Genomic DNA, 25,613 nt, shown 5'->3' on the forward strand with positions numbered 1-25,613 from the left:
ACCGCAATAACGCAGATGATTAAAGTATTTCAATAGAAAAAGGGCAGAAACAGATTGTCTTGAACGTACGGCATCGCTGCGTTAATAAATCTTTTTCTTGGTATACTATCACCTAGTGAAAAAAGTCGATGTCTGAGCGTAGCGAGTTTCGACTTTTTTTGCTATTTAATAGAGCAAGAAAAAGTTTTAGCAGCGTGACCGTGTGAAAGACAACTGCTTCTGCCCTTTATAATTACTATATTTTATCCTTTGCGCCCATGATACAGACACCATGGCTCTTCTGCCATATAATCCCCTTCGTGATAATACGCAGCTCTGGCCCGGCATCCACCGCAGGCCTTCTTGAACTGGCACTCGCCGCAGCCGCCCTTATATTCCAAGGTACGCAGGGTATTTAGCACCTCATTGTTCTTCCAGATTTCATCAAATGGAGTTTCCCGCACATCACCCAGCTCCATATTTAGGTAAGCACATGGCTGTACCTTGCCCCGTGGGCTGATAATACAGTAAGCAGTGCCGGCCAGACATCCCCGACGGAATCTGGTCTTTACGCCCATCTGGGCCGCAATCCGCATAAACTGCGGTGCACAGGTCGGCTTCAATTCAATGTCGACCTCCTGCTGCTTCTTCATAATACGGGTAAGGGTTTCCTCATACTGCTCTGCCCGCAGGGACTCAGCCTCGATGGTCTTGGCCCGCCCCGTTGGCACCAGGAAGAAGAAATGATGGGCCACTGCCCCTTCTGCTACTGCAAAATCCGTAATAGCCTCCAACTCATGGTTATTCCAATCCATAACCGTGGTATGAATCTGGAATGGCAACCCGGCCTCCCGGCAATTCCGCATGCCCTGAACAGCACCTTCCCAAGCCCCTTCAAACTTGCGGAACTCATTGTGCTTCTTTTTATCCATGGAATCCAGGGAAATTCCCATGCCCATGGCTCCGGCAGCCTTCAGCTTCCTGGCCATATCCAGGGTAATCAGGGTACCATTGGTACCAAATACGCACCGCAGCCCCAGCCCGGTGGCATAAGCCACCAGCTCCAGAATATCCGGCCGCATAAGCGGCTCGCCACCGGAGAAAATCATTATCTTAAAACCTGCCCTGGCAATCTGAGCCAGCAGGGTCTTGGCCTCCTCTGTGGACAGCTCCTCTTCTGCCTTGCAGCCGGCCTCACGATAGCAGTGGTCACAAAACATATTGCAGGCATTGGTTACATTCCAGGAAACTATCATTATCTCGCACCTCCAGCCAGACCAATTTCTTCATCCGTCAAGTAGCAGGCCGGATCTGACTCCCAGAAATCCCCGGTCCGTGCTTCTGCCCGTGTACGGAAATTACCATTGCAGTTATCTAGGAATTTGCACTGGCTGCAGCGTCCCTTTAAGAGTTGTTTTCTGTCCTTCAGCCCTGTCATAATTGGGTGGCTGGTATCTGTCCAGATTTCGCTGAATTTCTTGTCCCGAACATTGCCAAAGGTATGATGCTGAGTAAACTGGTCAGGGTGAACATAGCCAAATGGGTCCACCTCGCCGAAGGCAATGCCGGAACGATTGCCGCCGTTCATGGAAATATATTCCTTAATCTGGGCAGCGATTTTCTCATCACCCTCTGCCAGGGCCTTCAAATACATATAAACACCATCACAGTGATTATCTACTGTGAGAATCTCCTTTTCCAGTCCCCGCTCCTCAAAGTCCCTGGTACGACGAATAATGGTATCCATGGCCCTGCGGGATTCCTCAGGTGTTACATCCTCGTCCATCATGGCATTGCCCCGTCCGGAGTATACCAGATGGTAGAAGCATACTCTGTTGATGTTTTCCCGCTCGATGAAATCAAAGATATTATCCAATTCCTGAATGTTGTGATGATTAATGGTAAAGCGCAGGCCAACCCGCTGACCTACTGCCACGCAGTTCTGAATGCCCTGCATCGCCTTTTCATAGGCTCCGTCCACACCCCGGAACTTATCGTTGACATCCTTCAGGCCATCAAGGGAAATACCTACATAGCCAACACCGATGTCCTTAATTCGCTGAGCCACCTCTCTGGTAATCAGGGTACCATTGGTGGACAAGGTTGGACGAACCCCCTTCTTTTGGGCATATTCTGCCAGCTCAAAGAAATCAGGGCGAATAAGAGGCTCTCCGCCGGAGAACAGCAGCACCGGTACCTTGAAATCAGCCAAATCGTCAATAAATTCCTTGGCCTCCTGGGTAGTCAGCTCATTCTGATACTTTTTGTTATCAGAACTCATATAGCAATGACGACATTTAAGGTTGCAGGTCTTGGTGGAATTCCACACCACCACAGGCCCCATGCCTTCACCGGCACCGTTTCTCTGAGCATGGGCACCCTTGGTATAGCGCAGGGAATCCCCATAATACTCTCTAGCGAATAATAACTTTGTTACACTGATCATCTTTTTCCACCTAAATATAAATCTAATATAAAATTACACACACTATTTTTTCTGACTGCAAATTCCCGCCAACAGCAGAGTCAGCTTCATTTCGATATTCTCCTCAAAGGAAACCGGAATATGGCTGAAGGCCGCCGCCTGAAACATGGAATGGAACATTTCTGCCATTATTTCCGGAGGGATATCGTTGCGGAACTCGCCACTGGCCTGCCCTGCCTTTAACAAGTCCAGGAACTTGCCCATGAACTTCGGTGCCGGCATATCTATTTTATGGCCGCCCCTTGGGTTGGACTGAGTCATTGCCCCTGTAAAGAGCAACGGCAGCAGATACCGGTTCTCACCCACCAGCTTCGCCGTCAGCATGACCATTTCCCGCAGAATCACCTTATAACCAGGCCTGGTCTTCATCAGTGCCTGAAGCTCCTCCGACATGGTGCCGGCAAAGCGGTTCAGCAGATTAATCAATATATCTTCCTTGGATGTAAAGTAATTGTAAAAAGTCCCCAGGCCCATATCCGCCCCAGCCATAATATCTGCAATGGAGGTGGCCTGAAAGCCCTTTTCACTGAACTGAATTACTGCCGCATTCAAGATATCATTGCGGGCCTTGATTTTCTTCTGCTCCCGACGGCCCAGCTTCTCCTCCTGCTCCTGACCATCCTGTATTTCTGTTTTATCTAAAGTCAATGGATGTCCTGTCATTCTGTTACCTCCATGAATCCACAATTAATGAATCCCATTCACTTTTTAACAGCTTGTTTAGTATAACACAAAATAGTAGAAAATAAAAGCGCGAAGCAAATGCTTCGCGCTTAATATGCAATGGTGACCCAGGAGGGACTCGAACCCCCGACCCCTTGATTCGTAGTCAAGTACTCTAATCCAGCTGAGCTACTGAGTCATGGTCGGTCTTAAATAACCAACACGAGTATATTACCCTAATAAGGAATATTTGTCAAATACTTTTTAAGAAAATTTTAAATCTCAGCCTTTTTCTCTCCATCAGATACCAGGGCACCGCTGAGCTTCACAAATTCCTCATCTGCCGAGGTGCAGGTAAAAATCTTCTGGTGATCCTTCTTGATTATCTGATTTTCCTCTGCAATGCTGATATCCAGCTGAATACGGTTGTGGCGGTCCTTGCGGAAGGAATACTCTCCCCGGGTGCTTAACCACTCATTAATCATTTCCAGATTCATGAAGGATGCCTGCTTATTGTATTCCTTGTATTCATCCGTGGCTGCTGCCGCCGCCTGCTTCATATCGGAAAAACTGCCAATAAGGAAAAAATCAGTACTGTTCTCCGTAGTCAGCAGCTTAGTAACTATATATGACATCTATTACCATCCTCAAATTTTATTTAGTTTACTTCTTCCAAGGCAACCGTGACTTCTTCACATGGGAGTGCTCCCAACCCACAATTACCTCCAGCACGGAGCCGGATACACATCTGGTCTTGGCAGAAATACTCATGCAGTTGGCCGGCTTGGTGCTTGGGTCAATCTCCGCAATTTTCAGGCCGGTACGCACCGGACAGTTATCGTGAAGCATGCCCCGCAGTACTCCAGCAATCGGGGTCCGAATCTCCATTACATGGCCCCCATCCACATGCAGACGGCCAATCAGCTCATTCTTGTCAATAATATACGCTGTAGGATGCCCGGCCTCCAAATAACCATCACATGGAGAATTAATGGAATGGGAGGCCCGCATAATAGCCCGTGCTTCCGCAATATCCTTCTCCGGCAGAGCAATCCCCTCATGGAGAATCCGCCCCAAATTATGTCCCCTGGCGGTTTCAATAACACATGTTACATCCTGTCCTGCAACAAAACCAGGACCGATACCAATGGTCAACGGAGCCATATCTTTTCTGGTACCAAGATTGCGCTTGGCATAAATGGCATCCACCAGTACATTGGGTTTGAAGATATGCAGGCTATCAAGGCCAGGATCAACCATAATGACCAGCTTACCATCCTTTAACATTTTGGCAGCTTCCTTGGCATTATCAGCCTTATAACAGGTAACCCTTTCCACAGTGGCTTCACCGTCATAAACGGCCTCGGAAAAAACAATATTTCTTCTGATAGCGGATGGATACTGCTGCTCCAGCATGAGCACCTTATATCCGCAATTATGGAGACGATGGGCAATGCCCGTTGCCAGCTCGCCACCGCCCCTAATCATAATAAGTTGTTTCATTTCTTAGCTGTCCTCATATATACGAACACGAAGCTTCAGGCCCCGCTCATCACAAATCTTCTGGCACAGGTCGATTTCCTGCTGGTTCTCCACCTTTTCCACCACGGTCATGACCACATTGGGCACATAGGCCTTGCAGTCCACGGCAAAATTAAGCATGGCATCAAAGGATTCAATACCGTACTTGGCACGGGTCAGCTCCAGATACCGCTCCCTGTTGGAGGCGTTCAGGCTGATGGAAATAGTGTCAAGAATATTCCCGGCAAAATCCCCGGCAGTACTACGGCCGTACATCAAATCAGACAGGCCGTTGGTATTCAGCCTGGTCTTCACCTCCGGATGAGTACTCTTAACATACTTTAAAAGCTCCACCACTGCCTCAATTCGGCAGGTAGGTTCACCAAAGCCACAAAATACAATTTCCGATACCTTCTCCCAAGGAAGCTCATCAAGAAGAAGCTTCACCTCATCAACGGCAGGCTCCTCCTTCAGCCACAGGCTGCTCTGTTCCGCCATTTCCTTCATATTGCGCAGACAGAAGGTGCAGGCGCAGTTGCACTTGTTGGTCAGATTGACATATATACTGCGCTTGCCCTCAGGCTGTTCCTTTAAGCTGTCAGCCACCTGCAAATAGCGGCCGCCGGCGTGAGTTGCATAAACTATCATATTGCCACCCCGTACTACTCCAAACACTTACACTGCTATTTCAGCTCTGTTAAAAATTCCTCAAAGGCCAGACCGTAATTCCACGGCAAATCCAGCTCACAGGTGTATTCCAGAACCTTATTTATAAAATCAGCAGCCTTTATAACTGCCGTCTCCAAAGTTTCTCCGTTTACCAAGCTGCCTGCCACAATGGCAGCGAAGGCATCCCCCGTACCGGACCGGTCATCTCCCACCTTGTCCTTTTTGATAATCCGCTGAACTCCATTCTTTTCATAAAGGTAATTCTTTATATGACTATCATCGCTAAGACCGGTAATAACCACCTGCTCCGGACCCCGTTCTGACAGGGCCTTGGCCATTCCGGCCAGTTCTTCCTCCGTAATGCGGCCATTTTCCGGATATTCCACATCAAGAAGCTGGCAGGCCTCCGTAAGATTTGGTGTTACCAAATCCGCCCATTTCAGGAGGCGGCGCATTTCCCGGCACATCTCCGGAGTATAGGAGGAATACAACCTCCCATAATCACCCATAACGGGATCCACCATAACCCGGGTGTTATCGCCCTTAAAACGGTGAATAAACTCCTCCACCAGATTAATCTGGTCAAGACTGCCCAAAAAACCGGTGCAGATGCCATCAAATTCAATTTTATGCTGAGCCCAGCTATCCATATATGGAGTCATGCGCTGGGTATAATCATCAATAAAGGGATTCTCAAACCCGGTATGAACCGATAATATGGCGGTTGGCAGCGGACAGGCCTGAATTTTCATGGCAGAAATCAGGGGCAGCTCCACCGCAATTGAGCAACGGCCAAAGCCTGTAATATCATTAACTAACGCAATGCGCTTCTGTCGTTTCATTAAACAATCTACCTTCAATCCAGTCAAAACTTACTTTACCCGCCGCAAATTTGGCCTTGGGCGCTTTATTAGATGAGGTTCCTTTTTCAGAGCTTCCCGAATAAGATCTCTTTCCTTTATTCTCACAGTCTGGCGGCTTATATTGACCATAATGCCCACAGCAAACAGGGACATTACAAGAGAAGTACCACCATAGCTTATGAACGGCAGTGGCACACCTACCACTGGAATCATGCCGCTGACCATAATCAGATTGGCCACAGCCTGCCCGCCAATAAGAAGAAGTATTCCCACCGCCAGCATCTGGCCGTACATATCCTGGGCCTGTTTGGCAATGCTTGCCGCATATCGGCAAAACATCATATAAACAATCAAAATACCCAAAACCACAAAAAAGCCCATTTCCTGGCTAAATACCGCAAACGCAAAATCAGTATGGGCCTCCGGTAAATAATCGTACTTGCTGAGGCCTTCGCCAATGCCCATGCCAAACAGCCCACCGGAGCCTATGGACATAAGTGAGCGTACTGTCTGATACCCCTGATCCTGCTCATAGGGCCATGGGTCATAGGTTACCATCAGGCGCTCCAAACGATAGGGCTGCATGTAAATCATAACACCCACCAGAATAAAAGCTCCAAGTACCAGCCACTTTATCTTGCTAAAATGCAGGCCTCCCACTACCATCATTATAATGGGAATACCCATAACGATACAGGCAGTACCCATATCCGGCTCCACATAAACCAGTAGGGCCATAAGCCCCACCACTGCCAGCTGACGGTTAAAGAGATTCAGTTCCTTCCCCAGGCCATTTCGAAAGGATATATAATATCCTGCCAGCATAATGCTTACCAGCTTGGCGAACTCTGCCGGCTGGAAGGAAAAGCCCGGCAGGGAAATCCAACGACGGGCTCCATTAATCGGTGCCGTAAACAAAAGAACCACTACCAAAGCCACAACTATAATGCCAGTCACAGGCATAATCAGACTGCGCCATTTGTGATAGTCAACCCGGGCCCCAACAAAGCATGCCAGCAAGCCAAGCACCATGCTGATTGCATGGCGTATGAGAAAGGCATAGGGACTGCCATAATCCCGTTCAGCCATGACAAAGGTGGAGCTGAATACGTTGAACAGCCCGGCAATAAGCAATATTATCACCAGAGTCATTACTGCCTCATGGTTGTTTTTCCATAGTTTAACGCCTTGCCTACGGGCCAGTGGCTCTATTTTACTCACTGGAAGGTTACCTCACAACGATTAATTTTCTCACCAAAACCACTAAACTTCCGCTCATATTCCGTCATGATGTTGTCAGGACGGTTCTCTGCATGAAGGTCAAAGGACACATCATCCACCTGAAGGCCAGCTTCTTCAAACTGCTCCAGGGAGAAATCAAAGAGAGGGCGGTTATCTGTCTTAAACACCAGCTTACCCGGGTGCTTCAACAGCTTTGCATAACGCTTCAAGAAGCCCACATGGGTAAGACGGCGCTTGGCGTGTCTTGCCTTTGGCCATGGGTCACAGAAATTGATGTAGAACTGGTCTACCTCACCCTCGGCAAAAATATCCTCAATATTATTTATATCAAACACCAGAAGCTTTACGTTGGTAAGGCCTAGCTCACGAATTTTCTTGGCAGCCATATACAGTACGTCCTGCTGGGCCTCAATGCCAATGAAATTTATGTCGGGATGGCGCAGGGCCATCTGGCTGATAAAGTCACCCTTACCGGTGCCCAGCTCCACATGAAGGTCTGCCTTGCGGCCGAAAACCTCATGCCATTTGCCCTTCTGGTCCTCAGATGCAGGAGCATCCTTGGGAAATACAAAATCGTCAAAATCATGAATAGCCTGGTCCACCCAAGGCTTTCTTCTTAAACGCACAGAATCTCTCCTATTCTATTATTTCTTTTCAAAACCGTATTTTTTCAAATAGCGATAGAGTGTAACCCGGCTTACATGGAGCAGATTCGCCATACGGGATACGTTGCCCCCGGCTGCCTTCCAGGCCTTGACGAAGATGTCCTTGTCTTCTTTCCATTTGTTGTCCGGCTTCACATCCCCCATAAGGTTGATGTCCTCAGGACGGATAACACCATCAGTAGTCTTAAAGAAGGCAACCTCCAGCACTCCCTGAAGCTGCTTGATATTCCCCGGCCAATCATAATTGGTAAGAATATTGACAGTTTCCTCCGCAATGGTCTTTTGCGGCATCTGATGCTGGCTGGCCAGCTCGTTGACAATGTGAACCGCCAAATCACGGATATCCTCCCGACGGTTCCGCAGGGATGGAATACGAATCACACTTCTCGAAATAATATCATATAATTCTCTTGCAAACAAGCCTCTTTCCGTGAGACGTTTCAAATCACTGTCACAGGCGCCCACGATGCGCACATCAATGGACCGGTCCACGTCCTCACCTACACGGTTGGATTGACTGGTATTCAAGGCTGCTGCCAATTCAACGGCAATATTTTTCGGCATTTTCTCAATTTCATCAATAAAGAGAGTTCCGCCGGAAGCCAGCTCCAGCTTGCCCGGGTGGCTGATTTCGGAATTCAGTGACACACCAAAAAGCTCCTGTTCCAAAATTTCCGGTGTGGTGTCACCACAGTGAATGGTAATAAGCGGTCCCGCTGCCCGTGGGCTGGCCTGATGAATACCGTGGGCCATACGCTGCTTGCCAGTACCAGCCTCACCCTGAATCAACATGTGATGCTTGTTACGGGCAATACGCAGAGCCTTGTCCTTGATGGAACTGAAGTTGGTGCCGGCACTGACCAGAGAATTAAGGCTGTACTTGGCGGTAAAGCCGGCAGCATGGGCCACCAGGGTACGCAGGTCCTCAATTGGCATGGACACAGCCACCACGCTGCGGACTGTTTCATCCCCATTGTAGTCCAAAGGCACAACAGTGGTAATATCCTCGTAGGTCTTGGCCTGGGTAATCCAGGTGACCTCTTTGTTATAGGATGGCACACCGTTAAAGCCACGATATATTGGGGTGTGACGATAATTCATTATCACTTCATTGAGGTTGGTTTTGACCTCCTTGCTGTCCTGTGGCTTGGCTCCGATTCCCATAAGACGGCTCATACCAAGCTTGTTGGCGTATGCTACCTCATCTCCGGCCATAACATGATAAACAGCAAACGGAGTTGCATCCAAAATAGCCTCCTGGGCCTTAATCCGGGTGAACTGATGGAGGTAAACCTCCAGGGACTCCTTTATGGTCAGCAGCATGGCAATGATGGCATCCTGCGGCATATCGGTCTGCTCTACTGCCACCAGAGAAATAATGTAGCTGAGCTCATTATCCACGATAATTGGTGCAGAGCAGGCATCACTCTGCTGGCACTCAGCCGCCCACATCTCAGGGCCAAAAAGCCAGAAAGGAGCCTTGTGCTCATAGGCAATACTTATACTTGAGGTACCTACTTCTTCGATACCAACCCGCACACCTTCTATCTCTCCCGGTGTCATCTGATAAAAAGGCATGGAATAGCTCTTCAGTACCGTACAGTTGGCGTCCAAAATAAGCAGACTTATATTATATTTCTGGAAGAATTCACGAACATTGGCACAAATATCCTCCAAGTATTTTATTGCCGGCTCATGGAGTCTCTGGGCCTCCTTCAGCTCAGCCTCAGAAAGGCGTTTGACAGTAGACATCCTGTCAGATGGTACCTTCAGTTTGGCACTCTTCTCCCAGGACTTGGCCACCCAGGGATGTACATTAGGGTCAATTTCACCCGTTTCGATAAATCTATGATAATATGCTTCAAGCTTTTCTCGACTACGACGTTCTCTAATCATAAAACCTTCACACTCCCATCCTCTTAATTCTATAAAGCTAAAAGTAAAACTTTTCTAAAACTAATCATATACACCTATTTTAACATTAGTGATTTTTCTCTGCAAATTTTCCCGCCTAAAAGTTACAATTAAGACCATATTTTATCTTATATAATGTAATATTTTGTTTACTGGCTTTTTTCAATACTCCAATTATGGTATAATCTCAGTGTCTGTTTATATAATAGGCAAAAAATAAAAGAATGGTGGTTTATAAATGTCTACTCAATATAAGAAGATTCAGAAGAAAAATGCTCCTGCTGCAGATGCAGGCCAGGCAAAATCCAATATGAAGCCAAAGGCTTCCAGAGATTTACTGCTCCTCATCATGATGGCCTTTTCCGTATTGATTATGGCTCTGGGCTGGGAGGCATTGGATTCCATCGGTGTCGCCATGTACACCTGCCTTATCATTGGTATGGGTGTGGTATACGTTAACCGTCATGGCAACTTTACCGACAAGGTACACAGAATTCTCGTGGGCGTAAGCATGGGTACCCTCTTTGCTTCCGTTGGTCTTCTGGGACTCAGCGTGTACATGCAGTATTTTGCATAATAAAATCAAAGTTTAAAACGGCTTTCTTCAGAAAGCCGTTTTTTATTGCAGTTTTATACATAAAAAGACTGGTCCGAAAACCAGTCTTTTTGCATTTTATTAAATTTCACCCTTGGTTCCCAAAGCCTTAAGACGGGCCAACGCACGCTGCAGGGAAGCCTCTGCCCGGAGGAGATTAATATGGTCACGACCTTCTCCACCAGCCTTATAAGCCTCGATGCGTTCCTTGGCACGTTCCATGGACTTGCGGGCACGATCTGCATCAATGTCCTCAGGAAGCTCTGCCACAGAGGCCAGGACGGAAATCTTTTCCGGCTGCACCTCCATAAAGCCACCGCCTACAGCCACCAGCTTCTCGGTACCTTCCATCTTCACCCGCATGGCATGTGGTACAAGACCAGTTACCAATGGTGCGTGATGAGGCAGAATACCCAGTTCACCGGCAGTGGAGCGGACAATCAGCATATCGATATCAGCAGAATAAACGATCTTATCCGGAGATACAATCTCTAGCTTTATTGTAGCCATGGATTATCCCTCCTTTTTCATCTTCTCTGCCTTCTCCAGAACCTCTTCGATGCCACCTACCATATAGAAAGCAGCCTCTGGCAGTTCATCGTACTTACCCTCCAGGATTTCCTTGAAGCCGCGGATAGTATCACGGAGAGGAACATACTTACCAGGTGTGCCGGTAAAGATTTCTGCTACAGCGAATGGCTGGGACAGGAATCTCTGAATCTTACGGGCACGGGCTACTGTGAGCTTATCATCATCGGAAAGTTCTTCCATACCCAGAATTGCGATAATATCCTGCAATTCCTTATACTTCTGGAGAACTGCCTGCACGCCACGGGCCACCTCGTAATGCTCTTCGCCAATTACGTTAGGGTCAAGAATACGGGAAGTGGAATCCAGTGGGTCCACGGCTGGATAAATACCCAGCTCAGCGATCTGACGGGACAGAACTGTGGTAGCATCCAGATGGGTAAAGGTACCAGCTGGTGCAGGGTCTGTCAAGTCATCGGCTGGTACATATACAGCCTGTACAGAAGTGATGGAACCCTTGTTGGTGGAGGTAATACGCTCCTGAAGGGCACCGATATCCGTGGTCAGGGTTGGCTGATAACCTACTGCGGAAGGCATACGGCCCAGCAGTGCGGATACCTCAGAACCAGCCTGAATGAAACGGAAAATGTTGTCGATGAACAGAAGCACGTCCTGACCCTGAACATCACGGAAATACTCCGCCATGGTCAGACCGGTCAGACCTACACGCATACGGGCTCCTGGTGGCTCATTCATCTGGCCGTATACAAGAGCAGTCTTGTCAATAACGCCAGACTCAGTCATCTCAGACCACAGGTCATTACCCTCACGGGTACGCTCGCCTACACCGGCGAATACGGAATAACCACCGTGCTGGGTAGCAATGTTATGAATAAGCTCCATGATAAGAACTGTCTTACCTACGCCGGCACCACCGAACAAGCCGATTTTACCACCGCGGGAATATGGAGCAATAAGGTCAACGACCTTGATACCAGTCTCCAGAATCTGAGTAGCAGTCTCCTGCTCATCAAATTTAGGTGCTGGACGATGAATTGGCCAGAACTCCTTGTTGCCAACAGGTTCTGGATTATGGTCAACTGTCTGACCCAATACGTTAAATACACGGCCAAGGCAGGCATCACCTACTGGAACCTTGATAGGTGCCCCGGTGTCCACAGCCTCCATGCCACGGGTAAGACCATCAGTAGAGCTCATGGCGATACAGCGGGTAACGCTGTCACCCAAATGCTGCATAACCTCTACTACCAGATCTATTTCCACGTCGCCGGCTTTACCCTTGATTGTAATTGCATTAAGAATCTCTGGCAGTTCACCTGCAGGAAATTCAATATCTACGACAGGTCCGATTACCTGTACGACTTTACCGTTTGCCAATGGTAAACCCCCTTATTTAAGCGCCTCAGCACCGCCCACGATTTCTGTAATCTCGCGGGTTATGCCGGCCTGACGAACTTTATTATAGTGCAAATCAAGTTTTGCGATAAGCTCCTGAGCATTATCCGTAGCGTTACTCATGGCATTCATACGGGAACTGAGCTCACTGGCAGATGCCTGTAAGAGTGCCGCATAAATGGTGGTAACCAGATACTGTGGCAGAAGATACCCCAGCACCTCCGCTGCATCAGGCTCGTAGATGTATTCGGAACGAATCTTCTTCTCCTCGCCCTCCTCACTGGTCAAATCACCAAAAGGAAGCAGCTTGACAGTTTCAGGAACGCAGTTAATTGCAGAAATGAATCTGGTATAAACCATGTACACCTCTTCAATTTCACCGGACTTGAAACACTCAATGATATTTTCAGCTATATCCTTGGCATTCTCGAACTTTGGTCGCTCACTGATGCCGATGTATTCGCTGCAAACATCATAGCTACGGTTGGAAAAATAATCTCTTGCTTTACGGCCTACAGTAATAAACTGAGTATTGCCCTTATCCGCCACCTGGGAAACCGCTTCTTTAATTGCATTACTGGAATAGGCACCAGCAAGGCCCTTATCAGAAGCCATAACCAGAATAAGACGTTTGCCTCCCGGATAAACCTCCAGGAGAGGGTGGCTGAAATCAGTCACATTAGCGGCAACATCAGATACGACCTGAGCCATTTTATCTGCATAAGGCTTATTGGCAACAGCAGCCTCTTTGGCCTGACGAAGGCGGGAGGTTGCTACCATGTTCATGGCATTTGTGATTTGCTGTATACTCTTTACGCTCTTGATACGACGGCGTATGTCCTGTAAACTAGCCAAATAAAATCACCTCGCTGCCTTATGCCATTTTGTAGGTTACAGTTTCCTTAAATTCCTCAATAGCCTTGGAAATCTCAGCCTCTAAAGCATCATCCAGCTTCTTCTGGTCTGCAACCTTCTGGAGAACCTCTGCATGCTCATTGTGCATGAACTTCAGGAGATCGCCCTGGAAGGTAACAACCTTGTCTACCGGAATATCGGTCAGGAAGCCACGAACTGCGGAGAAGATTACTACAACCTGTTCCTCTACAGCCAGTGGAGAATACTGAGCCTGCTTCAGGGTCTCAACCATACGGGCACCACGGTCCAACTGGGCCTTGGTAGCCTTATCCAAATCGGAAGCGAACTGTGCGAATGCAGCCAGCTCACGATACTGAGCCAGATCCAGACGCATGGTACCGGCAACCTGCTTCATAGCCTTAATCTGAGCACTACCACCTACACGGGATACGGACAGACCTACGCTGATTGCAGGACGGATACCGGAATAGAACGCATCAGTCTCCAGCATAATCTGACCATCAGTAATGGAGATTACGTTGGTAGGAATGTATGCAGAAACGTCACCTGCCAAAGTCTCGATAATAGGCAGTGCGGTAATGGAACCGGCACCCAGCTTATCAGAGAGCTTCGCAGCACGCTCCAGCAGACGGGAATGTAAGTAGAATACATCGCCCGGATATGCCTCACGTCCTGGTGGACGACGGAGCAGCAGGGACATTGCACGATATGCAGCCGCATGCTTGGTAAGGTCATCATATACGCAGAGGCAGTGACCGCCCTTGTACATGAAGTACTCAGCCATAGCAACACCGGCATAAGGAGCCAGATACTGGAGTGGAGCACTATCAGAAGCTGTAGCAACAACTACGATGGTGTATTCCATAGCACCGGCATCTTCCAAAGTCTTTACTACACGGGCAACGGTGGACGCCTTCTGACCAATTGCAACGTAAACGCAAGTACAGTTCTGACCCTTCTGGTTCAGAATGGTATCTACGGCAATGGCAGTCTTACCAGTACCACGGTCACCGATAATCAGCTCACGCTGGCCACGGCCAATAGGTACCAGGGCATCAATTGCCTTTAAACCAGTCTGGAGTGGCTCATGTACTGACTTTCTGTCAGCAATACCAGGAGCCTTGTACTCTACTGGACGATATTCGGTTGTGTTGATAGGTCCCTTACCATCAACTGGACGGCCAAGTGCATCAACTACACGGCCAACCATGGCTTCGCCTACAGGAACCTGCATGATGGTGCCGGTACGTTTTACCATATCCCCTTCCTTGATAGCAGTATCGCCACCAAGAATAACTGCACCAACGTTGTCCTGCTCCAGGTTAAGAACAAGACCATATATATCGTTACCGAAATCCAGGAGCTCGCCGGCCATAGCCTTGCTGAGGCCATGAACGTGGGCGATACCATCACCGATTTCGATAACAGTACCTACATCATCAACATTCAAATCAACATTATAGTTTTTGATTTGATCCTTGATAATGGCTGTTATTTCTTCCGGATTCATTTTCATACTTCGCTGTCACCCCAATTTCTCAATTACTTGCCATCAATTCAGCCTTGAGTGCCTGCAAACGACCGGTTACACTGCCATCGATGCGCCTGTCACCGATTTTTACAACCACGCCGCCGATGATTTTCTTATCCTCGTGCATGCGGAGCTGTACCTTCTTGCCGGTCACTTCTTCCAATTTGCTGCCAAGACTTGCCTTGAGTTCTGCCTTCAAATCAAATGCACTGGTCACATCAGCGATTACAATGCCCTGTGCCTTATTGGACAGTTCCTGATAGCACTCGTTAATGGCCTCCAGCAATACAATACGACGCTTGTCCACCAGAAGCAGCAAAAACTTAAACATCAAGTCAGAAATCTCACCCTTTAAAAGCTTGGTAATGAGATCTTTCTTGGCTTGAGGCTGTACCTGCGGGTTGGTCAGGAAGCCCTTAAGATCAGCCTGGGAAAACAGATCCTGGCTTACCTGGGTAAGCTCTTTTCCGTATTTCTCAAGCTCATTTTCTTCTTTGGCAATCTCAAAGATTGCAACCCCGTATTTACGGGCAAGCTGTATATTTAACATGGCAAATCACCAATCTTGTCCTTATCGAGCTGGTCGATAAACTCCTTGATAAGTGCTTCATTCTCAGCAGCATCGATATTCTTGGAAACGATTTTCTCAGCTGCGGCAATGGAGAGTGCAGCAACCTGACCCTTGAGTTTTTCAACTGCCAGAGCGCGTTCCCTCTGAATTTCCTGCTGGGCTGCATGCTTCATCTGATCGATCTCAGCTCTGGTTGTCTGCATGCTGGCCTCATGATCCTCACGAGTACGCTTTTCTGCCTTGTCGATGATTTCCTGAGCCTTAACCCGGGCGCCGGCCAACTGGTCCTGATACTGTTTCAGGGTAGCCTCGGCAGCCGCGGCATCGTCGTCAGCCTTTTTAATGCTGTCAGCGATTCTTTCCTCGCGCTCCTTGAGCATCTTGACGATAGGCTTATAAGCTACTACGCGGAGAAGAATAACCAAGAGAAGGAAGTTCAGCATCTGCGCAAGTAATGTTGCGTTTATATCTATCAATTATATTACCTCCTCTACTTATCACGTCACCCAAAAGCTTTATTATTTGGTGAGAAGTGGGTTAGCGTAGAGCATAATCAACGCGATAACGGTTGCGATAATACACATAGCCTCGATCAGACCTACGGAGATCAGGGTGTTAGTGAAGAGTGCATTCTTAGCCTCAGGCTGACGGGTCAGACCCTCAATGAACTTACTGGTTACCAAAGAGTCACCAAGAGCTGCGCCAACTGCTGCCAAACCCATGATAATACCTACACCGATCATAGCTGCCGCTACCATAATTGCATTTTCCATTTGATAATCCTCCTTAAATTTGAACAAATCTCGCTGTAACAGTTACGTTTAAAATTTCGCAACCACAGCCATTACTCTTCACTATCCTTAACAGCGTTTGCAAGGTAAGCCATAGAAAGGCTTGTGAAGATAAAGGCCTGAACTCCGCCGATGAATATACTGAAAGCCAGCCATATTACTGATGGAATTGGCATCCAGATTGGTACCAGCTTCAGCAGGATGATGATGAGAATCTCACCTGCCAAAATGTTACCGAATAGACGGAAGGCCAGTGTGATTGGTTTTGCTACTTCTTCGATTACGTTGATAACCACAAAGATTGGGAACGGCTGGAAGAAATGCTTGATATAATGCATTCCCTTCATGTAAAGTCCCAATACATGCACAATCAACACAATGAGGAGAGCCAAACCAAATGTGGTGTTCAGGTCGTTTGTCGGCGACGCCATGGTTGGAACCAGGCCCCACCAGTTTGCCACAATCAGGAACAAAAACAGGGTTACGATCAAAGGACAAAGGAAATCGCCCTTTGGACCAAGATTGGTCGCAACCTGTTCTCTGAGCCACACTATGAGTGCTTCAACCACATTCTGGGTACCCGTTGGTACCATCTTGAGGTTCCTGGTAGCCAGTACAGCAATGATTAAGCAAATCGCCATACAAATCCAGGTCATCACCAGTGTCTCCCAATTGAAGGTCAGTCCGGCAAACTGCACTGTTTCGCGAACACCGATTTCGTGCATAACCTATACCCCCTTCTAATGTGTCTGGCACATGCCAAACACAACATGAGAATTTACATTGACTTACAGATACCTGCTGTAGTTGGTCTGTATCAGCAGAACCATTCCCAATAAATAAACAATGGCGAAGCCTACGACAACAGCCGCAAACTGTTCCACCGAAATCTGAATGGCCACACCCAACACAACCAAAAGCAGCACCAACCGTAAAATAAGTCCCATTGCCATGGTGCTTTTCGCCTGTGCCACAGTCATTTCAGAGCTGCGCCACAGTCGCCCCAGCATAACTCCATACCAGACAAAGCCCATAAGATAACCGGCTGCCAGTCCACAGAGCAGGACTATCTGCTGATATACCAGGAGAGAAACCGCCGCCATAGCGGTCAAAATTCCCAGTATCTTTAACATCCTGATGATGTTAGTCAATATAACTTCCCGCATATTCCTCCTCCGACAAGTTTTTATTTACCCGTCTTCGTTGAATATAGTATTGCTCTGCACCGGAATTATTCCGATACAGAATAATTATAGCATAAATGGTTACTGTATTCATCTAATTTTCATAAAAGAAAATCCCATGAATACGGCTTAAATTATGCCTTTAAGCTGCTTGTAGGTCAGATAAAAAGCAATGGGAAATCCAAGGACGATCCCCGTCAGCTTTCCTCCGTATTCAAGGCCCAGAAATTCATCTGCCATAGCTCCCAGGAAAATACATATTCCCATGACTACCGCGAAGAAAATCCCTACGCCGCCTAAAACACCGAAGGCCTTCAGAGCCTGAGCCAGCCCGCTGGCTTCCTTCTCCTTATGCTCATCATCGTGATTATTCGCCGCCTTCATGTGCTTCACCTGCCTTTGGCCCTTGAAATATCTACAACACTTGCAACATTTGTAATTATAGCAAATTATTGTTAATTGTGAAACAATTCTGTGAAATTTATGAAAATAATTTCATATTAATATTTTCATAATTTCCATTTATGATGTTTTCAAATTGGAGTGCTCAGGGGAACGCGAGCGGTTTACTGAGGCATTATAAGCTATTTAAATAAAAAAGAGACTGCTATAAAACAGTCTCCTAAACACAATTATTTTGCTACAAAGCGGTCCGGCTTTGCATGACCCTTGCCATACTTATGGAGAATGGCTTCCACGATGCGGCGGGATGCCTGACCATCACCATATGGGTTGCAGGCCTCAGCCATGCTGTTGTACTCTTTGACATCAGTCAGAAGCTTTTTGGCTTCATCATATACTACCTTTTCATCAGTGCCAATTAGCTTAACAGTGCCAGCCTCTACAGCCTCTGGACGCTCAGTGGTATCACGAAGCACCAGTACAGGCTTGCCCAGGGCCGGAGCCTCCTCCTGCACTCCGCCGGAGTCAGTAAGAATCATGTAAGCTCTGTGCATAAGGTTGGCAAATGGCTCATAGTCCAATGGATCGATAAGGTAAACCTTATCATGGCCTCCCAGCTCTGCCTTAACAACTTCCCGAACCTTAGGGTTCTTATGTACAGGGAACACAATCTCCACGTCTTCAAATTCCTCAGTGAGCTGACGCAGAGCCTTGTATACATTGCGCATTGGTTCACCAAGATTCTCACGGCGGTGGGTGGTAACCAAAATAATCCGCTTGTTTTTGTAATCAATCTTCTGCAGGGTTTCGTTTTCAAATACGAAATCATCACGCACAGTCTTATGGAGAGCATCAATAACCGTATTGCCGGTTACATAAATGCCATCCTTGTCAATGGATTCAGCCAACAGATTGTTCTCGGAAGTATTGGTAGGCGCAAAGTGCATATCGGCAATGGAGCCGGTCAGCTTGCGGTTCATTTCCTCAGGGAATGGCGAATACTTGTTATGAGTTCTGAGGCCAGCTTCCACGTGGCCTACTGCAGTCTGATGATAATACGCAGCCAAAGCCCCCGCAAAGGTAGTAGTAGTATCACCATGTACCAGCACGATGTCAGGCTTTTCCTTCTGCAGCACCTTGTCCAGGCCCATCATGGCCCTGGTGGTAATATCAAATAATGTCTGACCGGCGGCCATGATATCCAGGTCGTAGTCAGGCCTTATATGAAAAAGATTCAACACCTGGTCCAGCATATCACGATGCTGGGCAGTAACTGCCACCACCGGCTGAATTTCCTCAGGATGTTTGGCCAGCTCCAGCACTACCGGAGCCATTTTTATTGCTTCTGGACGGGTACCAAACACGGTCATTACTTTTATTTTCTTACCCATCATTCTCTCCTTCCGCACAATTAAGGGTTCTTCATTCTGAGAATGCCCAATTTTTTCGCACCTAAAAATACAACCAAAACGACCGCAATAACGATAGCAATGGCTATTCCTCCGGATACTTCATTTAAAAGCACGGCACTGAGGCCCAGCATGGCACTGATAATATACATCAGCAGCACGGCCTGACGCTGATTAAAGCCCATATCCAGCAAACGATGGTGGAGATGTCCCTTATCAGGCTTAAAAATAGGCACACCGCCCCGATAACGGCGGATAATGGCAAAGGACGTATCAAGAATTGGCACACCCAGAGCCAAAATAGGCACGATCAAAGCAATGGTAGCTGCACTCTTTACAGCACCAATTACAGAAATACCAGCCAACACAAAGCCCAGGAGCATACTGCCTGTATCCCCCATGAAAATCTTGGCCGGGTTGAAATTATACCACAGAAAACCGATAGCTGCTCCAGCCAACGCAGCTGTAACAACGGTCACCAGGAAAAATTCGTTCTGAATTGCCACCAGCAGAATAGTGATGGAGGCAATGGTTGCCACGCCTGCAGCTAAACCATCCAGTCCATCAATAAGGTTCACTGTATTGGTCAGGCCAACAATCCAAAAGATAGTAGCCGGAACGGCAAAATATTCGAGATAGAAATAATCACCAAAAGGATCAGCTATGAAGTCAATCTGAACTCCAAAGGCCACCAGCACCCCGGCAGCCACTATCTGTCCCAGGAGCTTCACCTTTGGCGGAAGATTTTTATAATCATCCACCAGGCCAAGAATCACAATCAGGGTGCTGCCCACCAGCAGACCGATTACCCCGGAGCGCACATCCTCCGGCAAAAGGTCCAGCTGCAGGGTGCCCAGCACACCGGCCATAAAGGCAATATACATACCCAATCCGCCAATACGTGGGATTGGCTTTTGATGAACCTTTCTGGCATCCGGTGCATCCATGGCACCAGTTTTATCTGCAAAAATTATAACCACCGGAGTAATCACAAGGGATACCACCAGTGCAATCAACAATGCCCAAATAAAATTCGGCATAAAAAAGTCACCTGCTTTCTTTAGAACATACCAATTTTACTGCACGAAATTCACTATGTCAACAGGATAAAAAGCAGGGATTCTGAACCTCAAAAGGCTGAGACTGCTTATTGTCACGTCGGCCATGTGCCTAAAGCTTTTTGTCCGATTATATAGTGAAAAAAATCATAACTCGCTTCGCTCAAACAAATGATTTTTTCCACTATAATCAAGGTACGGACATAAGAGTTTCTTAACGTCCCATGTCCTAATTGTTCCAATAATCAGCCTCAGTCCTTCGCTTACTCTATATCTTTAGGAGCCACTTCCACCGTGGAACCATCCGATTCAAGATAAATAACCTTGTCCAGCATGGCGTTTCTCAGCATACGGCGGCAAAGGAGGCATGGCTTGCCACTGGCCAAAGTGCCATCTGCATTATAGCCTACAATATAGGCCGTAGCTCCCTTCATCTTTTCCGGATCACCATTAATAATGGCATTCTGCTCCGCATGAACTGCCACACACAGCTCATAATTCTGTCCCGGCTTGATACCAAGACGCTGACGCTCGCAAAGCCCCGTGTCTATACAGTTGGCCTCTCCCCGGGGAGCTCCGTTGTAGCCGGTACTGATAATTATCTTATCCTTTACGATAATTGCCCCATATTTACGTCTAAGACAGGTGGAGCGCTTGCCCACTGCCTTGGAAATATCAAGAAAATAATCATTCCATTCAGGTCTTTTTGACGCATCAGCCATTTCTTTCTCCCCTTCTCTGATCACTTTTTACTATGCTCTTCCAAATACCTTCTAGCCAAAATAACCGCCACAAAATCATCCACCGGCTCCGGTGGCTCCTGCATACTGGTTGGCAACAGCTTCCGCCATCCCCTTGGCGGTTTTACCTTCCAGTATTCACGGCGGGCCAGCTGGGTAGTAAAGTACTCGTCCATCTCCACTATCTGCAGCTCCGGACATTCACCTTTAATATGTTCCTGGGCCTCACTGGAGGTTGTACCATTACCAATTACAAGTATATCAGCTTCATACTCTCTCTTCAAACGGCTAATTTTTCCAGGCATGGCTGCAGTCTCCACCACCCGCTGGTAAAGGACTGTCCCGTCTATGTTCAATGCAGCCACACCGCATTTATCCCGTCCCGGGTCAACAGATAATATAGTTTTTCCAATCAATTTCGTACTCAAAACAAATACTCCTATATATTGTCAAGGGCAGATGCTGATTGCCTTAAGCATTAAGTTTCGAAGCGTAAGAAAATAGTTTTTGCGTACTTACACAGCGAGAAAACACCCGCTGTTTGAGCGACGCGCAGCTAGTCCCGTAGGGGCGAAGCGAGTTCGGATTTTTCTTGCTGTTAATTTTAATGCAAAAAATATTTTTAGCATCGAAACTGAGCGAAAGGCAACAGTATCTGCCCTATGTAAATTTTTTTCAGTATTTTAAAATGCACCAATAACTCCGGAGGCTATAATCTTCAGTTTAATCCTCAACGGCCCGAATACCTCACAGGCCCCCTTGGCGTAAGCATATATAGTTGCATTGCCGTGGGCAGCCTTCAGGCCATTGATGGCGTTGTAAATTTCCTCGCCCTCAATAAGTCCCACATTGCCAGAAAGAGGGTCAGGCAGCACTCCCTTTTGGGTTGCAATGCCATTAACCTCCTGAAGGAATCTGGTTATCTCCGAATCCACAGCATCATCCTTGTTGGCATCAACATGGATACTCCTGGTGGCAATGAGCTCACCGTCATTAAATACCCGCTTATTGCGATACAGCTGCAATACAGTACGGACATCCTCACCACGAACCAGATTGCCAATAGAGACTATACGGACAATCATATCGTCCTTACTTTCAGAAATAATCCGGGAAGCATATTGATAATCTGTCTCCAAAATCCAAATCTGCTTTTCCTGCTCTGTAGCCTTGTCACCTAGCCGACGGGCAATATTTTCCCTGGCAATATCTGTAAGCATTCGCAGGTCATTCATGGTCTCCTCAGGACTGCGGCCACATTTAACCACACCACCTGACAGAACCTCACCGGCCCGGAAGGTAATATCACCCTCCCGCATAATCTGTATACCGGTGGTCAGGCTGGCATTTCTGTCCTCCAGGTGCTTGTTGTCATCCACCAGCTTGGCATTATCATCAGCCAGCCCATGATTTTTGGCAACCAGGTTATTATTTTCCGCCATAAGCTCAGCCTTGGCAGCCTCCAGCATATCATTGCCCCGCTGAAGCTCATCGGCCCTTTCCTCCAAGGCACGGCGCTGATCCATCAGCTGGTTCAAATCATCACGGGTAGTGGCCAAAGCTGCTTCAGTTTTGGACTGCTCTGCCTTGGCATTTTCCAGCTCCCTGGAAGCAGCCGCCAAACGGGTTTCCGTAAGGGCCATGGTCTGCTGAAGCTTTTCCATGCCAAAAAGGGCAGTACGAACATTATCAGATACCGTGGTCATTACTGCCAAGGTCATGGTGGTAATGCTGATACCCGTAAGAATAGTCACCAAAACAGAAGTATGCTTCGGTCTGAGTCCAAAAATAGTCAGCTTTTTCTTGCCCACCTTGGACCCCAGTCTATCACCAATAAAGGCTATGGCTCCGCCAACTACTACCAGAACCACAATCAAAAACAGACCATACACGGCGAAGTCACTCCCTTTCTCAATAAACTATCAACAAAATAATTTGTCATTTTGTGTAATTATTCCAATTATCTTGACGCCCTATGCATGAGCCAGCCACCAGCTATAAGTCCCACAATATTAGGCAGCCATACAGCAATAATTGGTGGAACGGTACCTCCCTGGGCGATTGCTCCCGCCATGGTCATCATACTGTAATAAATAAAGATAATTATTATGCTGATAACAAAGCCCCGGGAAGAGCTGTTACGGTTTGGCTGCATCCCCAACGGAACTGCCACCAATGTAAATATAAGGCTGGCCATAGGAATGGTTATGCGCTGATAAAGCTCAGTTTCCAGCTTGGCAGTATTAACATACTGGCTCTTCATAATCTCAATCTGGGCCGTCAGCTCAGCCATGGACATTTCTTCTGGTTTCTTCTGCTCCCGGACAATTTCCTTAGGACTTTCATTTACCGGCAGAACCTGACTGTCAAAATGCATGGTATGACGAGACTCGCCACTGGATACATCATAAATAATCCCCTGATGCATGGTCCACTGATTATCCTTCCATTCAGCGTACTCCGCATTTTCCACATGGCTCAGCTCCCCTTTTTCAAAGGACTGCATGGTAATACCCAACATTTTATTGGTAACAGCATCATACTGACGGGCATAAATCAGGTTTTCAATATTGCCGTTTTTAATGTCCTTAATGATAATATGCTCCTGAGACTGAGGTGCCAAGTTTCCCCTGATTTCATAGTTCAGAACATTGCTGTAGGCCTCGTTGGACCATGGCACCACATATTCACTGAAATAGACAGCAAATACGCTTACAAAGGCACCCAAAACAATAGCCGGTGCCGCAATGCGATAGAAGCTGACACCACAGGACTTCATGGCAGTTATCTCACTGTTGCCGGACAGGCGGCCTATGGTCAGCAGGCCGGACAACAACATGGACATAGGGAAGGTCCAAATCACTACGCCCGGCAGGCTAAGTACGAAAATCTTGGCCACAGAAGTCAGCGAAGCACCGTATTCAGTAATGTACTGTGCAATACGGAACAGGGTTCCCGAACCAATAAAAACAGCAGAAAATGCACATATACCAAATATAAAGGTCTTAAAAACCTCTTTAAATATGTATTTATCTAAAATTCGAATCTGCATCTTCCTACCCCTATTATAATGTAAAGTCATCACCAAGATAGAATTTCTTGGCAAGTTCACTGTTTGCTATGGTATTGCTGTCACCCTCAAGAAGGATTTTACCATTATTGAGGATGTAGGCCCTGTCAACGATGTGCAGGGTCTCTCTTACATTGTGGTCTGTAATAAGAATGCCCATGCCACGTTCCTTCAGGTACTTAATAATTCCCTGAATATCTGCTACTGCCAGCGGGTCAACCCCGGCAAAGGGCTCATCCAGAAGGATAAACTGTGGCTCCAAAGCCAGGCAGCGGGCAATCTCCACCCGGCGGCGCTCACCACCGGACAGCTCAGTACCCAAACGGTCAATGACGTGGGATACATGGAACTCCTCCAGCAACTGCTGGACCCGCTTTTTCCGGGCGTCCTTATCCTTAATGGTTCCCTCCAGAATAGCCATTATATTTTCCTCCACCGTCAGGCTGCGGAAAATAGATGCTTCCTGGGCGAGGTAGCTTATACCCAGCCGTGAACGCTTATACATAGGCATATCACCAATAGGCACATCAGATAAATATACCTCACCATTGGTTGGCTTCTCCAAGCCTACTATCATATAGAAAGTGGTAGTCTTACCGGCACCATTTGGTCCCAACAGGCCTACGATCTCTCCCTTGCTTACCGTCAAGGAAATACCATCTACCACGTTGCGCTTTTTAAATGTCTTTACTAAATTTTTGGCCTCTATATGCACTGAATAGACCTCCTAATTATTTAACAGACGCCTTGCCGTCATCAGCCAAATATACTGTAAGCTTTTTGCTTTTCATAGTGTTGTTGTCCTGCACGGCCCAGGCATTGCCGGTAATAACCGCCTTTCCCTGTTCCTTGCCCCAATAATCCACTTGGTCACCGCCGGCTTCCATGTTATTCTTCGGACTTACCATATGGGCATTGCCACTGCCCACAAAATGATCTTCCTTCATGAAGCCGCGAATAAGGTCTGCCTTAAAAGTACCATCAGCAGAGGTAATGCTGCCGCCTGACGGAATGAGCACATACTCATCCTGCTGGAAATATTCCACCCGCGGACCAATAAAATGGGTATCGGCCTTTATACCATTCACCGCCCCCTGGGCAACTAAATGGTCCTTGCCATCGGTTGTTACCAGCTCAGCAGTAACCCGCATATCATCCTTGGTAGCCACAACATTGCCACTGAACTTTCCCTCCTGGGTATTGGAATTATACTCGGCATAATCCCCCGTAACAGTGGCATTACCCTTGGTCATAACCACATTGCCTCTGGCACTGGCCTGACCGGTCCTCATATCATACTCAACCTCTTCCGCGTCCAAAGTGGCCGGCTCATTGGTTTCAGCCGCATAGATGGTACCTGTTACTGCCATAGTAGCAATACCAGCCATAACGATGGCTTTTTTTATATTTAATCTCATGCTCATAGCTTAATCTCCTATTG

At 47.4% G+C, this 25,613-nt stretch carries 29 protein-coding genes and 1 tRNA gene; 1 reads left to right on the forward strand and 29 read right to left on the reverse strand.

Features of this window, described 5'->3' with window-relative positions:
* Window positions 1-242 precede the first annotated feature (242 nt).
* From nirJ2 to D081_RS01865, 11 genes are all read right to left on the reverse strand, one after another.
* The gene (nirJ2, locus tag D081_RS01815; RefSeq protein WP_085022432.1) at window positions 243-1,235 is read right to left on the reverse strand and encodes a putative heme d1 biosynthesis radical SAM protein NirJ2; all 993 of its coding nucleotides are present in this window, start codon (window positions 1,233-1,235) and stop codon (window positions 243-245) included.
* A complete protein-coding gene (gene nirJ1, locus D081_RS01820) occupies window positions 1,235-2,425 on the reverse strand; it encodes a putative heme d1 biosynthesis radical SAM protein NirJ1 (RefSeq protein ID WP_085022433.1) in 1,191 nt (396 codons plus the stop codon). Before nirJ1 ends, nirJ2 begins: the two co-directional genes overlap by 1 nt.
* A 42-nt stretch (window positions 2,426-2,467) precedes the next feature.
* Complete coding sequence (locus D081_RS01825; RefSeq protein ID WP_085022434.1) at window positions 2,468-3,127, reverse strand: TetR/AcrR family transcriptional regulator; 660 nt, start codon at window positions 3,125-3,127, stop codon at window positions 2,468-2,470.
* Between the two features lie 121 nt (window positions 3,128-3,248).
* Window positions 3,249-3,326: transfer RNA gene (locus D081_RS01830), tRNA-Arg, on the reverse strand.
* 76 nt (window positions 3,327-3,402) lie between these two features.
* Window positions 3,403-3,762: a hypothetical protein gene (locus D081_RS01835; RefSeq protein ID WP_085022435.1), complete on the reverse strand. Its 360-nt coding sequence runs from the start codon at window positions 3,760-3,762 to the stop codon at window positions 3,403-3,405.
* A 28-nt stretch (window positions 3,763-3,790) separates the two neighbouring features.
* A complete protein-coding gene (gene yqeB, locus D081_RS01840) occupies window positions 3,791-4,630 on the reverse strand; it encodes a selenium-dependent molybdenum cofactor biosynthesis protein YqeB (RefSeq protein WP_085022436.1) in 840 nt (279 codons plus the stop codon).
* A gap of 3 nt (window positions 4,631-4,633) precedes the next feature.
* The gene (locus tag D081_RS01845; RefSeq protein ID WP_085022437.1) at window positions 4,634-5,296 is read right to left on the reverse strand and encodes a TatD family nuclease-associated radical SAM protein; all 663 of its coding nucleotides are present in this window, start codon (window positions 5,294-5,296) and stop codon (window positions 4,634-4,636) included.
* A 35-nt stretch (window positions 5,297-5,331) separates the two neighbouring features.
* Window positions 5,332-6,159 (reverse strand): pyridoxamine kinase, encoded by an 828-nt coding sequence (locus tag D081_RS01850; RefSeq protein ID WP_085022438.1) that lies wholly within the window; start codon window positions 6,157-6,159, stop codon window positions 5,332-5,334.
* Window positions 6,160-6,189: 30 nt separating this feature from the next.
* The gene (locus D081_RS01855; RefSeq protein WP_233127389.1) at window positions 6,190-7,401 is read right to left on the reverse strand and encodes an FtsW/RodA/SpoVE family cell cycle protein; all 1,212 of its coding nucleotides are present in this window, start codon (window positions 7,399-7,401) and stop codon (window positions 6,190-6,192) included.
* A complete protein-coding gene (trmB, locus tag D081_RS01860) occupies window positions 7,398-8,048 on the reverse strand; it encodes a tRNA (guanosine(46)-N7)-methyltransferase TrmB (RefSeq protein WP_085022440.1) in 651 nt (216 codons plus the stop codon). Before trmB ends, D081_RS01855 begins: the two co-directional genes overlap by 4 nt.
* 18 nt (window positions 8,049-8,066) lie before the next feature.
* Entirely contained in the window at window positions 8,067-9,983 is a 1,917-nt protein-coding gene (locus D081_RS01865; protein WP_085022441.1) for a sigma 54-interacting transcriptional regulator, read from the reverse strand.
* Window positions 9,984-10,239: 256 nt separating this feature from the next.
* Between D081_RS01865 and D081_RS01870 the strand changes: the two genes are divergently transcribed.
* Window positions 10,240-10,578, forward strand: coding sequence for a hypothetical protein (locus D081_RS01870; protein ID WP_085022442.1), 339 nt, complete (start codon window positions 10,240-10,242; stop codon window positions 10,576-10,578).
* Between the two features lie 99 nt (window positions 10,579-10,677).
* On the opposite strand, the gene atpC is transcribed toward D081_RS01870, so the two are convergent.
* The 18 genes from atpC to D081_RS01960 form a co-directional block, all read right to left on the reverse strand.
* Window positions 10,678-11,106 carry an ATP synthase F1 subunit epsilon gene (gene atpC, locus D081_RS01875; protein WP_085022443.1) on the reverse strand — a complete coding sequence of 143 codons (429 nt, stop codon included), beginning with the start codon at window positions 11,104-11,106 and terminating at the stop codon, window positions 10,678-10,680.
* A gap of 3 nt (window positions 11,107-11,109) precedes the next feature.
* Window positions 11,110-12,522, reverse strand: a complete 1,413-nt coding sequence (gene atpD / locus D081_RS01880; protein ID WP_085022444.1) for a F0F1 ATP synthase subunit beta — start codon at window positions 12,520-12,522, stop codon at window positions 11,110-11,112.
* A 12-nt stretch (window positions 12,523-12,534) separates the two neighbouring features.
* Window positions 12,535-13,395 (reverse strand): ATP synthase F1 subunit gamma, encoded by an 861-nt coding sequence (gene atpG / locus D081_RS01885; RefSeq protein WP_085022445.1) that lies wholly within the window; start codon window positions 13,393-13,395, stop codon window positions 12,535-12,537.
* 19 nt (window positions 13,396-13,414) lie between these two features.
* Window positions 13,415-14,932: a F0F1 ATP synthase subunit alpha gene (gene atpA / locus D081_RS01890; protein WP_085022446.1), complete on the reverse strand. Its 1,518-nt coding sequence runs from the start codon at window positions 14,930-14,932 to the stop codon at window positions 13,415-13,417.
* A 22-nt stretch (window positions 14,933-14,954) separates the two neighbouring features.
* Window positions 14,955-15,497, reverse strand: coding sequence for an ATP synthase F1 subunit delta (atpH, locus tag D081_RS01895; protein ID WP_085022447.1), 543 nt, complete (start codon window positions 15,495-15,497; stop codon window positions 14,955-14,957).
* Window positions 15,491-15,994, reverse strand: a complete 504-nt coding sequence (gene atpF / locus D081_RS01900; protein ID WP_085022448.1) for a F0F1 ATP synthase subunit B — start codon at window positions 15,992-15,994, stop codon at window positions 15,491-15,493. The genes atpH and atpF overlap by 7 nt, the downstream gene beginning before the upstream one ends.
* Window positions 15,995-16,036: 42 nt before the next feature.
* The gene (gene atpE, locus D081_RS01905; RefSeq protein ID WP_085022449.1) at window positions 16,037-16,291 is read right to left on the reverse strand and encodes a F0F1 ATP synthase subunit C; all 255 of its coding nucleotides are present in this window, start codon (window positions 16,289-16,291) and stop codon (window positions 16,037-16,039) included.
* A 71-nt stretch (window positions 16,292-16,362) separates the two neighbouring features.
* Complete coding sequence (atpB, locus tag D081_RS01910; RefSeq protein ID WP_085022450.1) at window positions 16,363-17,034, reverse strand: F0F1 ATP synthase subunit A; 672 nt, start codon at window positions 17,032-17,034, stop codon at window positions 16,363-16,365.
* Between the two features lie 63 nt (window positions 17,035-17,097).
* The gene (locus D081_RS01915; protein WP_085022451.1) at window positions 17,098-17,475 is read right to left on the reverse strand and encodes a hypothetical protein; all 378 of its coding nucleotides are present in this window, start codon (window positions 17,473-17,475) and stop codon (window positions 17,098-17,100) included.
* A 147-nt stretch (window positions 17,476-17,622) separates the two neighbouring features.
* Window positions 17,623-17,877, reverse strand: a complete 255-nt coding sequence (locus tag D081_RS01920) for an AtpZ/AtpI family protein (RefSeq protein WP_085022452.1) — start codon at window positions 17,875-17,877, stop codon at window positions 17,623-17,625.
* Window positions 17,878-18,125: 248 nt separating this feature from the next.
* Window positions 18,126-19,289, reverse strand: coding sequence for a non-hydrolyzing UDP-N-acetylglucosamine 2-epimerase (wecB, locus tag D081_RS01925; protein WP_198941934.1), 1,164 nt, complete (start codon window positions 19,287-19,289; stop codon window positions 18,126-18,128).
* A gap of 17 nt (window positions 19,290-19,306) precedes the next feature.
* Window positions 19,307-20,344, reverse strand: coding sequence for a glycosyltransferase family 4 protein (locus D081_RS01930; protein WP_085022454.1), 1,038 nt, complete (start codon window positions 20,342-20,344; stop codon window positions 19,307-19,309).
* A gap of 281 nt (window positions 20,345-20,625) precedes the next feature.
* Window positions 20,626-21,084: a dCMP deaminase family protein gene (locus D081_RS01935; protein ID WP_085022455.1), complete on the reverse strand. Its 459-nt coding sequence runs from the start codon at window positions 21,082-21,084 to the stop codon at window positions 20,626-20,628.
* A 20-nt stretch (window positions 21,085-21,104) separates the two neighbouring features.
* Window positions 21,105-21,530, reverse strand: a complete 426-nt coding sequence (locus D081_RS01940) for a pre-16S rRNA-processing nuclease YqgF (RefSeq protein ID WP_233127390.1) — start codon at window positions 21,528-21,530, stop codon at window positions 21,105-21,107.
* Between the two features lie 255 nt (window positions 21,531-21,785).
* Entirely contained in the window at window positions 21,786-22,994 is a 1,209-nt protein-coding gene (locus D081_RS01945) for a DUF3084 domain-containing protein (protein WP_158087523.1), read from the reverse strand.
* Between the two features lie 68 nt (window positions 22,995-23,062).
* A complete protein-coding gene (locus D081_RS01950) occupies window positions 23,063-24,154 on the reverse strand; it encodes an LptF/LptG family permease (RefSeq protein ID WP_085022457.1) in 1,092 nt (363 codons plus the stop codon).
* 13 nt (window positions 24,155-24,167) lie between these two features.
* On the reverse strand, window positions 24,168-24,887 hold the full coding sequence (lptB, locus tag D081_RS01955; protein WP_085022458.1) for an LPS export ABC transporter ATP-binding protein: 720 nt from the start codon (window positions 24,885-24,887) through the stop codon (window positions 24,168-24,170).
* A gap of 16 nt (window positions 24,888-24,903) precedes the next feature.
* Window positions 24,904-25,596: an LptA/OstA family protein gene (locus tag D081_RS01960; RefSeq protein ID WP_233127391.1), complete on the reverse strand. Its 693-nt coding sequence runs from the start codon at window positions 25,594-25,596 to the stop codon at window positions 24,904-24,906.
* Window positions 25,597-25,613: the final 17 nt, after the last annotated feature.

Origin of the sequence: Anaerovibrio sp. JC8 (assembly GCF_002100115.1) — a bacterium.
Lineage (GTDB): Bacteria > Bacillota > Negativicutes > Selenomonadales > Selenomonadaceae > Anaerovibrio.

Bases quoted from the DNA above. Each gene is read 5' to 3' on its own strand.
- atpE (WP_085022449.1), bottom strand. From the start codon at position 16,291: ATGGAAAATGCAATTATGGTAGCGGCAGCTATGATCGGTGTAGGTATT.
- atpA (WP_085022446.1), bottom strand. From the start codon at position 14,932: ATGAAAATGAATCCGGAAGAAATAACAGCCATTATCAAGGATCAAATC.
- D081_RS01915 (WP_085022451.1), bottom strand. From the start codon at position 17,475: ATGCGGGAAGTTATATTGACTAACATCATCAGGATGTTAAAGATACTG.
- D081_RS01960 (WP_233127391.1), bottom strand. From the start codon at position 25,596: ATGAGCATGAGATTAAATATAAAAAAAGCCATCGTTATGGCTGGTATT.
- atpC (WP_085022443.1), bottom strand. From the start codon at position 11,106: ATGGCTACAATAAAGCTAGAGATTGTATCTCCGGATAAGATCGTTTAT.
- D081_RS01865 (WP_085022441.1), bottom strand. From the start codon at position 9,983: ATGATTAGAGAACGTCGTAGTCGAGAAAAGCTTGAAGCATATTATCAT.
- yqeB (WP_085022436.1), bottom strand. From the start codon at position 4,630: ATGAAACAACTTATTATGATTAGGGGCGGTGGCGAGCTGGCAACGGGC.
- D081_RS01950 (WP_085022457.1), bottom strand. From the start codon at position 24,154: ATGCAGATTCGAATTTTAGATAAATACATATTTAAAGAGGTTTTTAAG.
- D081_RS01845 (WP_085022437.1), bottom strand. From the start codon at position 5,296: ATGATAGTTTATGCAACTCACGCCGGCGGCCGCTATTTGCAGGTGGCT.
- D081_RS01825 (WP_085022434.1), bottom strand. From the start codon at position 3,127: ATGACAGGACATCCATTGACTTTAGATAAAACAGAAATACAGGATGGT.
- D081_RS01870 (WP_085022442.1), top strand. From the start codon at position 10,240: ATGTCTACTCAATATAAGAAGATTCAGAAGAAAAATGCTCCTGCTGCA.
- nirJ2 (WP_085022432.1), bottom strand. From the start codon at position 1,235: ATGATAGTTTCCTGGAATGTAACCAATGCCTGCAATATGTTTTGTGAC.
- nirJ1 (WP_085022433.1), bottom strand. From the start codon at position 2,425: ATGATCAGTGTAACAAAGTTATTATTCGCTAGAGAGTATTATGGGGAT.
- D081_RS01930 (WP_085022454.1), bottom strand. From the start codon at position 20,344: ATGCCGAATTTTATTTGGGCATTGTTGATTGCACTGGTGGTATCCCTT.
- wecB (WP_198941934.1), bottom strand. From the start codon at position 19,289: ATGATGGGTAAGAAAATAAAAGTAATGACCGTGTTTGGTACCCGTCCA.
- D081_RS01835 (WP_085022435.1), bottom strand. From the start codon at position 3,762: ATGTCATATATAGTTACTAAGCTGCTGACTACGGAGAACAGTACTGAT.
- D081_RS01935 (WP_085022455.1), bottom strand. From the start codon at position 21,084: ATGGCTGATGCGTCAAAAAGACCTGAATGGAATGATTATTTTCTTGAT.
- atpH (WP_085022447.1), bottom strand. From the start codon at position 15,497: ATGTTAAATATACAGCTTGCCCGTAAATACGGGGTTGCAATCTTTGAG.
- D081_RS01850 (WP_085022438.1), bottom strand. From the start codon at position 6,159: ATGAAACGACAGAAGCGCATTGCGTTAGTTAATGATATTACAGGCTTT.
- D081_RS01920 (WP_085022452.1), bottom strand. From the start codon at position 17,877: ATGAAGGCGGCGAATAATCACGATGATGAGCATAAGGAGAAGGAAGCC.
- atpB (WP_085022450.1), bottom strand. From the start codon at position 17,034: ATGCACGAAATCGGTGTTCGCGAAACAGTGCAGTTTGCCGGACTGACC.